Origin of the sequence: Bacillus silvicola, assembly GCF_050524305.1 — a bacterium.
GTDB lineage: Bacteria > Bacillota > Bacilli > Bacillales > Bacillaceae_G > Bacillus_A > Bacillus_A cereus_AT.
In genome coordinates this window covers 645,001-656,775 of record NZ_JBNGVC010000013.1, presented here as the reverse complement: position 1 = coordinate 656,775, position 11,775 = coordinate 645,001, and the positions used below count along the sequence as shown (strand labels likewise).

Here is an 11,775-nt window from a genome sequence, read left to right as displayed (position 1 = left end):
TGTTTTTTATTCGTCTTCTTTTTTATCATCGATTCTGAGTTCTGTTTCTGGTTTATGGTATGTGTAGAAGCTATCTACAAGTAAATCTAAATGCTCTACTTCTTCACTATAGTTAATAATGGCAGAAATAAGAGGGAAGAGGTGTAGCCATGTTTTATACGCTTCCTCATCGTCCTTGTTTTGATAATCCATAAAGATATCAATTAACTCTTGTTTACCTGTTTCAACTTCATCAAGCATCTCAACGGATTGTTGTTTCTTTGCTTTACCAATAAATTTTAATAGCACTTGTTCGTGATAATGCGTTAATGAATCAAGTTCGTTTTGAATAGATTCCTGAAATTCTTCTGGCATATAGCGTAGTTCATTTTCAGTACGATGTAATGACTTTAACGTACTTAAAGCACGGCTTGTTGTCGCTAACATTTGTCTGAATAAAACGAGCTTACGAATTTTTGCAAACTTTACTTTTTTCGTGTAGCTTCTTTCTTCTTTATACAGCAAATAGTAATGGTTTAGTTTGATCATTTTTTCTTTCATACGATCAATATCAGTTTTTAACGTTGTGAAATCAGAAGCTTGCCTACTGTTCATACGAATCCATTTAACAATTTCCTCTGTATTATCAACGATGCGATGGTAAAGTTTTGTTTCATATTTTGGCGGCATAAATACTAAATTTACAAGCGAAGCCGCAATAATTCCAATCATAATCGTCGCAAATCGAAGTAAGGCAAAATTAAAGAAATCTTCGCCTTGATACTCCATAATGGCGATAACTGTTACTAAAGCGATTGATATTGTGTTTTCTAAACGTAATTGTAAAGTAAGAGCAATTACTAATATACACGTTAATCCAATAATAAAAGGATTATGTCCAAAAGCAGTAGCAAATACGATAGCGAATACCGCACCAATTACGTTTGCTTGAATTTGCTCAAGAGCTGTTAAATACGAGCGATATACAGACGGTTGCACAGCGAATATAGCTGAGATTCCCGCAAATACTGGACTCGGTAATTGAAGTAAAATACAAGCAAATAAAGCTAATGTGATGGCAATACCCGTTTTTAAAATGCGAGCACCAAGTTTCATACCCTTATTGATATCCTTTCTCTTGTCATAATGAATGTACAACATGATACTATACATTCATTACAATATGTTAGCAAGTGATATTTTAGTGACGTTAAAAAGTTTAATAAAGAAATTAAGATTAATTTATAATTTATCCAAATTCTCTTTAAACATCTATTCTTTAATAAAAAAACCTGCTGAAATTCAGCAGGTTTCAAATTGTTATTATAGATTACTATGCGATGCTTGCTTCGTCAATTTTTTTTATGAAAATAAATATTGTACATATCCCGCATTAACGCCCGATTGGTAAAGGCTAATAATCAGTGGGGGATGGACAATCCCCCCACTGATTAAAGTTTCACTTTATCATTCAGTTGAGATAGATGGGTCCGCCTGTTCTTTTTTCGGGATAATTTCATAGAAGTGAAGCTGGATATCATCTAATAATGGTGTTACTAAAGCGACTTCTTCATATTGTTCATGCTCATTTAATACACGAATGTAGTCTAATAATAATTCATTTACATCTTGCAAACCACTTTTACTAATCGGCTGCAATGTTACATTTGCACCTTTAGCGATTCTTTGTTTTAAGGCTTGCTCTGTTAAACCTAAGTTTGGCTCATGACGTAAATAAACAACACCACCAGTCATGCCGGCACAAATCCATGGACCAGGATCTCCTAAAACAAGAGCACGACCATTTGTCATATATTCAAAAGCAAACCCTTTTATATTGGAATATGCGCCTATATTCCCTTGTTTTTTTTCACGGAGTGGTTTTGTAATTCTACCTCCAATTATCATATCTGCCCCAGAAAGGCGAATGCCAGCACGAGCATCAGCGTTACCTTGCACGTATAATGCGCCTTTTTGAGCGCCGTACCCAAATCCTTTTCCGACAGAACCGTTATAATATGTTCCATCTTTTCCTTTTGCTTTCGTTATATAAATGCCACCACCAAATGAAGTTTTCCCAATGCCGTCTTGCGCACCGCCATTTACGTGTATAAATAAGTTCTCGCTATTGTACGCGCCTAATCCGTTTCCAGGAACAGAACCGTTTGTATACTTTAATGTAAGTGGTTCAAGATGAGTGTTTTCATATAATTTACTACGAACACGATAACAGGATTCTAGACCGCCCATTACACGGTGCTCTACGCCGACGCTTACTAATTCTTTTGACTGGAGAGAATTAGTTGATTCAAATTGTTTTTCTTGTACAGATTCCGTTATTTTCACGGAGGAATCTTCTATCGTTTGTATTAAGTTTTGTAAGTTTAATAAGTTCTTGCCTCGAGTTTGTTCTAATAAATCTGATCGCCCGACAATATCTTGTAAGTTTGTGTAACCGAGCTGCCCTGTTAAACGTTTTAGTTCTGTACCGAAAGTAGTGAATAGGTTTAATAGCCCGGCAACTGCGCTTTCTAATTCACGTGGAACGAAACGGCGCAGTCCATGTTCTTTTGCTTGAGCTTCAGATTCAATTTGTGTTGCAATTCCGACGTGGCACGTATCGAGATGACAACCACGGCAAGTTGTACAGCCAATGGCAATCATTGATAATGTACCAAATCCAATCCGGTTTGCTCCAAGGAGCATGATTTTTAAGGCATCGTTTACGCTTCGGATACCACCGTCTGCCCAAATCTCTACTTTATGTCTCATATGTGCTTCTAATAGAGCGTTATGTGCAGCTTTAACACCGATTTCTACAGGAAGACCTACATGTTGCAATGCATGAATACGTGCAGCACCTGTTCCGCCATCAAACCCGCTAATGTTAATAAAATCAGCACCAGCTTTTGCAATACCGACAGCAATTGTTCCAATGTTAGGAACGACAGGGACTTTTACGGCTACTTTTGCAAGGTGATTAGCCGTTTTAATTTCTGTAATCATTTGAGCTAAATCTTCAATTGAATAAATATCATGGTTGTTAGAAGGTGAAATTAAATCCGAACCAATTGTCGCATTACGTGCTTCAGCAATTTTGGCAGTTACTTTTGAACCAGGCAAATGTCCACCTTCACCAGGCTTTGCTCCTTGACCGATTTTTATTTCAATTAAATTTGATGAATTTAGTAGTTCAGCGTTTACTCCAAATCGACCAGATGCAACTTGTTGTCCGCGTGTATTTGGGTATTTGCCAATCATATCTTTAATTTCGCCGCCTTCACCGTTCAAACTAATCATATTTAGCTGATCGGCAGCTTCTGCATATGCACGGAAGGCTATTTCATTTTGAGAACCGAATGACATGGAACTAATAATAAATGGTAAATCATGATTGTGAATGCCGATGGACACTTCTTCAGTCGGAATTACATGTTTTGTTTGTTTTGTTTGAATAAGGTGCCTGATTGCGATAGAGTTATTTTCTTCTAATTCACTTAACTTGTCGCGGTAATCATCATAAGAGTTTCCTTTGGCAACATCACCAATTGCTTTCCAAATCCGCGGGAATATATGAAATGATTTTCTCATTCTAACTTGTGGATTGTTATAATCAATCGCACGAATTTTTGCATCTTCAGCAAGTGATTCAAGTGAAAATGCTAAATCATTTGAACCGAAGAAATTTGTAATTTGTAATGTGTTTGCGATTTCCTCATGTAATCCAATAGAGGAAAAGAGGCGACCGTAACCGCGTAATTCATGAATTCCAATCGTTGAAATTACTTTCTCTAGTCCTTTATTAAGTGCGGTATACAAATTAGTAATTGATGCTTTTGTTCCATCATTTACAGTTGCGAATAATAAATATGGATTAATACTGTCTGCCCCTAATCCGTATAGCGTGACGATATCGTGTAAGGAACGAAGGGCACCGGAACGTATAATGAGAGAGCATTTCCGGCGCAAGTTATTTTCAGTTAATGATTGATGTACTTTAGCGGTAACTAAATGTGGATCAATCCATAATAGTTCATTTTGATGAGAGTTAGCGTCATCTAATAATAGTAGGGAAGCCCCATTTTTCACGGCTGCTATCGCTTCGGAACTAATTCGATTTAACGCGCTTTGTAAAGTTTCTGATGGACTAAATGTAACAGAAATTGTAGAGACAGAGCTATGAGTGGTGAATAGCTGTATAAGTTGTTCGTACGTAATCGTCTGTAAGTCTGCCGCAATAGGCTGAGCTAAACTTCCTTCTAAAATAATTGGTGAAAGCATCTCGATTACAAATGGTTGTTTAGAGTTATCTAATAAACTTGGACGTTCTCCGAGTACAGTGCGTGTGGAGAAGTGCTCGACTTCTCGATCACGATCGATGGCTGGATTTGTCACAACGGCTACACTTTCCTTAATGAAATCGGCAATATTTCGTCTATCTGTATCAAGTGCGGCAAGTGGTGAGTCATGCCCAAGTGAACGAATTGGTTCGACACCTTTTGTCGCCATCTGTTCAAGGAGCTGAATATGTTCTCGATCCCAGCCGAAAGCGACGTATTGCTTCGTTTCAACTTGAACAGAATCACATAATCCTTGGGTTTCTTTCGTTTCAGGGATAGATAAGTTTAAATGATAATTGGTAACATCGATTCGTTTCTTAAAACGGTTGAATACTTCAATTTGATAATTGTCGTATTCATAGAGAACGAGCTCATCTTGTTCATTCCATTTTAATCCAACCTTTTCTCCAGGAGCGAGTGGTTTCGGCTCTGCTACATACTCAGTTGGTGATACAACTCCAGGTTCAGAAGAGAAAATATAGGAGCTCTCTGTCTCTACTTTCCAAACTGGGCGTAATCCAAGAGAATCGACACTGAAAACAGCTTCATCTTTATAACGTGAAATGATGCCAGCTGGACCTTGGGCGAAATGCCCCCAAGCCTCACGTATATAAGTGTATAAGTTTTGTAAGTTTGTTTCGTAAAGTTTTATTTCATTAATAATTGGTGGGAATAATATATCCATTGCTTCAAATAGGCTGTAGTTATACTGAACGAGAAGGGTTTCTAAGGTGCGATTTAAATCTTGGGAGTCACTGCCCCCAGCAGTAAGTGGTACATGAATCATTTCGGCTTGATCACGTAATTTGGCAATTGTATTAATTTCACCATTATGTCCGAGAATGCTAAATGGTTGTACACGAAAAAAATTAGATAATGTATTAGTAGAATAGCGATTATGTCCTAGTGTCATGGTTGAAGCGATAAGTGGGTGTTGTAAATCGTTGTAATAGGCAACGAGTGTATCTCCAGCACCTAGAACTTTATATACAACATGATCACGACTTAATGAAGCAACGTGAATCGCTTCGTTTTTCTCTATTTTTATCGTTACAGCAAATAATGTTTGCTCAATATTTTTAACTTCATTTTCAGCGATAAGGGCAACTTGCCAAAATAAAGGTTCTTCTTGTTTACCAAGTGGCCCGAGTGCATCGGAATTTATGACATCATCACTTTCGAAAATAATTGTAAAGTTTTCATTGTTTAGTTGTGTACGAATTTGATTTTTTAAATCAGCAATATTTTCTTTTTTGTTTAGAAAAAAATGTCCAACGATAAAGTGGGGATGATCCACAATCGTTGGATTATATCCGCTACTTTTCAGTTTTTCATTCCAAAGTGCTTTTGGTACATCAATATGGATTCCAATACCATCTCCTTCGCCATTGATGAAACCAGCTCTATGGTTCATTTTGATTAGTGATTGTATACAAAGGTCGATATTTTCTTTTGTAGGAATTTTTCTTTTTTCCATAACGGAAACGATTCCACACGCATCATGTTCTGTATTTCTATAATCTCGAAATAAAGACGGTGTCCATGTATTTTTTTTATTGAGCATCCGTCAATCCCCCCTCTTGTAAAAGATTGAATAATCTTACTATTTAAGGTGTAAATCACCTTGTACACAGAGATAATAACGATCTAAAAGAATATAAAACAGATAATTATGAATAATTATACTATTAATATGAGATTTATGAAATAGAAAAAAGGAAAAAAGAAAGGTGAGCTTTCTTTTTTCCTTGTAATGACAGTATTATTTATTGTCTGCTAAAGCAGCAAATGCTCTTCCAACAGCTTCAATTGTATATTCGATATCTTCTTTTGTATGTTCTGTCGTTAAGAACCATGCTTCATATTTAGATGGTGCTAAATTAATACCTTCTTGAAGCATAAGTTTGAAGAATCTACCGAACATTTCACCATCTGTATTTTTGGCTGCATCGTAATCTTCAATTGTATTTGTCGTGAAGTATACAGTTAATGCACCTTTTAGACGGTTTACTGTAATATCGATGTTATGTTTTGTAGCTTGCTCTAAAATTCCTTTTTCAAGCATTGCGCCAAGTTCATCTAATTTCTCGTATACGCCTTTTTGTTGAAGTACTTCAAGGCATGCGATACCTGATGCCATAGAAGCAGGGTTTCCTGCCATTGTACCTGCTTGGTATGCAGGTCCGAGTGGAGCAACTTGTTCCATAATTTCTTTCTTACCACCGTAAGCGCCAATTGGAAGTCCACCGCCGATAACTTTACCGAGTGCTGTTAAGTCTGGTGTCACGCCAAGTAAGTCTTGAGCACCACCGTACATAAAGCGGAAAGCAGTAATAACTTCATCATAAATTACTAATGCACCAGCTTCATGGACAAGCTCATTTACTTTCTCAAGGAATCCAGGTTTAGGCTCTACGATACCGAAGTTTCCAACGATTGGTTCTACAAGAATAGCTGCTACTTCATGTCCCCATTTATCTAACGCTTCTTTTAAAGTTTCTACATTATTAAAGGGAACGGTAATAACTTCTTGTGCAATACTTTGTGGCACACCAGCTGAATCAGGAGTTCCAAGAGTAGAAGGACCAGAGCCAGCTGCTACAAGTACTAAATCGGAATGACCGTGGTAACAACCAGCGAATTTCATAATTTTTGTGCGACCAGTGTAAGCGCGGGCAACACGAATGGTTGTCATAACGGATTCTGTACCAGAGTTTACGAAGCGGACTTTATCTAATGCGGGCATTGCTTCTTTTAGCATTTTTGCGAATTTTACTTCTAGTGCTGTTGGCGTTCCGTATAGTACACCATTTTCAGCAGCTGTTGTAATTGCTTTTGTTATATGCGGGTGAGCATGTCCAGTAATAATAGGGCCATATGCTGCTAAATAGTCGATATATTTATTGCCATCTACATCCCAGAAATAAGCACCTTTTCCGCGTTCCATTGCAACTGGAGAACCGCCTCCAACTGCTTTGAAAGAACGGGAAGGACTGTTAACACCACCAACGATATGTTCTAAAGCTTCCTTATGTAACGCTTCTGATTTTGTGAAATTCACTTCAATTCATCTCCTTACAAAAATCTATGTATTATTCTAACATGTTTTTTGAAAAGACGTATTGTTTGTGATAGAAGGAGCAGTTGGGTAAACTATTCGTTGTGACATTTAGGAAGGGGGTCCGATTATGAAATCGGTAATTGAGGTACAAGGGTTACGTAAAGAGTTTACAGCCTATTCAAGTCGTCCGGGATTAAAGGGTGCATTTCGCGATTTATTAAATCGTAATTATAAAATAGTACCAGCAGTAAATGATGTTTCTTTTACTGTGAAGCAAGGTGAAATGGTCGGTTATATTGGTGAGAATGGTGCTGGTAAATCAACGACGATTAAAATGCTTACAGGGATTTTGACTCCGACATCAGGAGAAATTACAGTGAATGGAATGAATCCGCACAAACAAAGAGAAGAATTTGTAAGAACAATCGGTGTTGTGTTTGGTCAGCGTTCTCAGCTTTGGTGGGATATCGCTGTACAAGAATCGTTTCGTTTATTGAAGAAAGTGTACGGTGTATCGGATGCTCAGTATAAGGAACATATGGAACATGTTATTGAAACATTAGATATTGGTCCTTTATTGGATAAACCGGTGCGGAAATTATCTCTTGGTCAAAGAATGCGTTGTGAATTGGCAGCGGCATTAATTCATAATCCGCCATTATTATTTTTAGATGAGCCAACAATAGGACTTGATGTTCTTGTGAAACTGAAAATACGAGAATTTTTAAAAGAGATGAATGAACGTTATAAAACAACAATTTTATTAACGACACATGATATTACTGATATTGAAGCTTTATGTGAACGTGTCATCATGCTTGATGAAGGAAACATTATGTATGACGGATCTTTAGATAATCTTCGCACACAGTGGGGAGCGGAAAAAGAAATACATTTTCAGTTTATTGCCCCGGTTTCATACCAGGAGTTATCGATGGTTATGCCAGATAATCATGTCGTTTGGTCAAAAGCGAAAGAGGAAAATGCGTGGATTGCAAAAATACCGAATGAAGAGGTTATCATTTCTATGCTGATTTCTAAAGTAGTACAGGCCTTTCAAATTAAAGATTTAAAAATTAATGAAGTGTCTACAGAGGAAATTATTCGTAACATTTATGAAGAAGGTATTATGCATGGGTAAGTATATTGAAATGATTCGCATTCGCTTTTTAATGATGCTCGCCTATCGTACAAATTATTACAGCGGGATTTTAATTTATACGATTAATATCGGTGCGTATTATTTTTTATGGCAAGCGATTTATAGCGGGAAAGAGAATATTGAAAGTTTATCTATTTCGCAAATGACTACGTATATTGCGATCGCATGGATGGCACGTGCTTTTTATTTCAATAATATAGATAGAGAAATTGCGATGGAAATTCAAGAAGGACGTGTGGCGGTAGAGCTAATTCGTCCGTATAACTATTTAGGTATGAAAGTTATGCAAGGTCTTGGAGAAGGGATATTTCGTTTTGCTTTCTTTTCAATTCCAGGTATGGTCATCGTTACATTGTTATTTTCATTACAAATTACAACGGATTTTCAAACGTGGTTATTTTTCTTCTTATCTTTAATATTTAGTTTTATCATTAATACACAAATAAATTTAATGACCGGAATGCTTACATTCTTCTTATTTAATAATAGTGGAATTATGTATGCGAAACGTGTTGTTATTGATTTATTTTCTGGTTTATTATTACCGATTAGTTTTTATCCGTTATGGGCCCAAAAAGCAATGGTGTTTTTACCGTTTCAAGCAATTAGTTATATTCCGAGTATGATTTTCTCTGAAGGTATACAAGGGAGTAAGTTATATGAAGCTTTATTATTTCAATTGATTTGGGCAATTATACTTATTATTCCAATTGTACTAATGTGGAAAACGGCGAGAAAACGTTTAATTGTACAAGGGGGATGATGAGATGCTATATATAAAATTGTTTTTACAATATGCAAGTCAATATATAAAAACAAAATTGGAGTATCGGGGCGATTTTATCGTCGGATTACTTTCAGATTTATCACTGCAAGCCGTTAATTTAATCTTCATTCTTGTTGTGTTTGGACATACCCAAGCACTAAAAGGGTGGAGCCGAGAAGAAGTAATCTTTATTTACGGTTTCTTTTTAGTACCGTTTGCCATTTTTTCAGCTTTCTTTAATATATGGGACTTTAATGATCGTTACATTATTAAAGGTGAAATGGATCGTGTATTGACGAGACCAATTCATAGCTTATTTCAAATTATATTAGAAAGAATGGAACTTGAATCTTTAATTGGAGCGGTTACAGGAATTATTGTAATGGGCTATGCAGCAGCGGAACTAAATTTATCTTTTTACTGGTATGATTTCTTCCTATTCTTACTGATGGTAGGGGGAGGGGCGCTTGTGTACGGTGGGATATTTGTTACACTTGCAAGCCTTGGGTTTTGGTCGGATGCGAAAAGTTCGATTATGCCGCTTATGTATAACATAGGGAATTATGGACGCTATCCTGTTGATATTTATAACCGTGTTATTCGCTTTATTTTAACGTTTGTTTTACCGTTTGCATTTGTGGGGGTATATCCAGCAGCATACTTTTTAAGAAAAACAGAGTGGAATAGCTATGCTTTTGCGACACCATTTGTTGGTGTTATCTGTTTTACTATTGCAATTACCCTTTGGAATCAAGGGGTCAAACGATATCGCGGTGCAGGAAATTAATTATAGAAGCTTGTTCGTTTCTAAGGGATAAATCATCTATAGTCCTCATACATATAAAATGAGGTGGAGGACATGTTATGGGGATTTATTCTATTAATTGTAGCAATAGCTATTTTGAGAAGTGTCCAATTATTATGGAGTTCATATTCAGATTCCAAACGTTTCTTTTCGCTGTATAATTTAGCCACGTTGTTTTTAATTTATACAACGGTATTGATTGCGTTTGGATTAAGTTATGTTGTATTAGAGGAAATGGGTTTTGCAGTTTTGAAAGAAGATGGGGATAGGTTAAGTGCTCATTCCTTTCAACTTGTTGAAATATGTTTATATTTTAGCGCAGTTACTTTATTGTCCGTTGGATATGGGGATATAGCTCCGATTGGAATCGGAAGATGGATTGCAATTGGAGAGGCGTTAATTGGATATACATTACCGTTTGCCTTTGTGGTAAGGACTGTAATGGATAATGAAAAATAAGGTAGTATTTGTTATAGTAATGGAAAAGAGAAGGAGTGACAACAATGATCACAGTAGGAGAAATGGCACCGGAATTCACATTAGAGGGAAGTAACGGAGAACAAGTTCGTTTAGCTGATTTCCGAGGTGAAAATGTAGTTTTATATTTTTATCCGAAAGATATGACTCCAGGGTGTACAACTGAAGCATGTGATTTTCGTGATGCATATGGATTATTCCAAGAGAAGGATACGGTCATCCTTGGTGTAAGCCCTGATTCAGTGAATAGGCATATGAAATTCATCGAGAAGCATGAGCTTCCATTTGTCCTTTTAGTAGATGAAGATCATAAAGTAGCAGAATTGTACGATGTTTGGAAGTTGAAAAAGAACTTTGGAAAAGAGTACATGGGAATCGTGCGTTCTACATTCCTTATTAATAAAGACGGCGAACTTGTAAAAGAATGGCGTAAAGTGAAAGGGCATATTGAGGACGTTCTTTCTTATATAAAATAAATCCATATTAATGTGGAGAAAAAATACATATGTAAGGCATGCGTCTATACATATTTTCTTACGATACATAAAGTGAAAGTGTAGGGCATACCTCCTCAGATGATAGTATTCCAAGTGCGATTATGTCGCACTTTTTTCTATGCAAATGTATAGAAACTGGGGAAAGATACATAAGAATAAGGCTATATACAAAAATAAACCACATACTTATAGTAGAAATATTGACGATTTATAAGAAAAGGAGTACACTCTTTATAAGAATTATAAAATAATAATCCGTATAGAATCGGGGTGCATGACGGTGGTCAAAGAAGAATTAAAAGAAGCGCTAGAAATGCTGAAAAATACGGGTGTACGCATTACTCCACAGCGTCATGCTATTTTAGAGTACCTTGTGGAATCTATGACGCACCCAACAGCGGATGACATTTATAAAGCATTAGAAGGTAAGTTTCCAAATATGAGTGTTGCAACTGTTTATAATAACTTACGTGTATTTAAAGAAGTTGGACTTGTAAAGGAATTAACTTATGGAGACGCTTCAAGTAGATTTGATTATGTTACAAGTCAACATTATCATGTGATTTGTGAAAAATGTGGTAAGATTGTTGATTTTCCTTATGGAGGATTGGAACAGCTTGAAGAGGAAGCTGCGAAAACGACAGGTTTCGTTATTAATAGTCATCGCTTAGAAATTTATGGCGTTTGT

General features: G+C 36.4%; 9 protein-coding genes (1 of these 9 only partly in view). 6 read left to right on the top strand and 3 right to left on the bottom strand.

Annotated features, from left to right (window positions below):
• Positions 1-6: 6 nt before the first annotated feature.
• From ACP6L7_RS25505 to hemL, 3 genes are all read right to left on the bottom strand, one after another.
• Positions 7-1,095, bottom strand: a complete 1,089-nt coding sequence (locus ACP6L7_RS25505; protein WP_097828883.1) for an aromatic acid exporter family protein — start codon at positions 1,093-1,095, stop codon at positions 7-9.
• Between the two features lie 351 nt (positions 1,096-1,446).
• A complete protein-coding gene (locus ACP6L7_RS25500; protein WP_097828882.1) occupies positions 1,447-5,883 on the bottom strand; it encodes a glutamate synthase-related protein in 4,437 nt (1,478 codons plus the stop codon).
• 198 nt (positions 5,884-6,081) lie between these two features.
• Positions 6,082-7,380, bottom strand: coding sequence for a glutamate-1-semialdehyde-2,1-aminomutase (gene hemL / locus ACP6L7_RS25495; RefSeq protein WP_002125067.1), 1,299 nt, complete (start codon positions 7,378-7,380; stop codon positions 6,082-6,084).
• 127 nt (positions 7,381-7,507) lie between these two features.
• Here hemL and ACP6L7_RS25490 point away from each other — a divergent pair, with 127 nt between their 5' ends.
• The 6 genes from ACP6L7_RS25490 to perR form a co-directional block, all read left to right on the top strand.
• Positions 7,508-8,521, top strand: coding sequence for an ABC transporter ATP-binding protein (locus ACP6L7_RS25490; RefSeq protein WP_097828881.1), 1,014 nt, complete (start codon positions 7,508-7,510; stop codon positions 8,519-8,521).
• Positions 8,514-9,305, top strand: coding sequence for an ABC transporter permease (locus ACP6L7_RS25485; RefSeq protein WP_097828880.1), 792 nt, complete (start codon positions 8,514-8,516; stop codon positions 9,303-9,305). Before ACP6L7_RS25490 ends, ACP6L7_RS25485 begins: the two co-directional genes overlap by 8 nt.
• A 4-nt stretch (positions 9,306-9,309) precedes the next feature.
• Positions 9,310-10,095: an ABC transporter permease gene (locus ACP6L7_RS25480; RefSeq protein ID WP_097828879.1), complete on the top strand. Its 786-nt coding sequence runs from the start codon at positions 9,310-9,312 to the stop codon at positions 10,093-10,095.
• 72 nt (positions 10,096-10,167) lie between these two features.
• Positions 10,168-10,572, top strand: coding sequence for a potassium channel family protein (locus ACP6L7_RS25475; protein WP_097828878.1), 405 nt, complete (start codon positions 10,168-10,170; stop codon positions 10,570-10,572).
• Positions 10,573-10,616: 44 nt separating this feature from the next.
• A complete protein-coding gene (bcp, locus tag ACP6L7_RS25470; RefSeq protein ID WP_430529479.1) occupies positions 10,617-11,066 on the top strand; it encodes a thioredoxin-dependent thiol peroxidase in 450 nt (149 codons plus the stop codon).
• A 301-nt stretch (positions 11,067-11,367) separates the two neighbouring features.
• Positions 11,368-11,775 carry the 5' portion of a peroxide-responsive transcriptional repressor PerR gene (gene perR / locus ACP6L7_RS25465; RefSeq protein ID WP_000237831.1) on the top strand. It continues 21 nt past the right edge of the window, so 408 of the gene's 429 nt are visible here — the first part of the coding sequence; its start codon is at positions 11,368-11,370; its stop codon lies off the right edge, out of view.

Coding starts and splice junctions, on each gene's coding strand:
- ACP6L7_RS25490 (WP_097828881.1), top strand. CDS start 7,508: ATGAAATCGGTAATTGAGGTACAAGGGTTACGTAAAGAGTTTACAGCC.
- bcp (WP_430529479.1), top strand. CDS start 10,617: ATGATCACAGTAGGAGAAATGGCACCGGAATTCACATTAGAGGGAAGT.
- ACP6L7_RS25475 (WP_097828878.1), top strand. CDS start 10,168: ATGTTATGGGGATTTATTCTATTAATTGTAGCAATAGCTATTTTGAGA.
- ACP6L7_RS25505 (WP_097828883.1), bottom strand. CDS start 1,095: ATGAAACTTGGTGCTCGCATTTTAAAAACGGGTATTGCCATCACATTA.
- ACP6L7_RS25500 (WP_097828882.1), bottom strand. CDS start 5,883: ATGCTCAATAAAAAAAATACATGGACACCGTCTTTATTTCGAGATTAT.
- ACP6L7_RS25480 (WP_097828879.1), top strand. CDS start 9,310: ATGCTATATATAAAATTGTTTTTACAATATGCAAGTCAATATATAAAA.
- ACP6L7_RS25485 (WP_097828880.1), top strand. CDS start 8,514: ATGGGTAAGTATATTGAAATGATTCGCATTCGCTTTTTAATGATGCTC.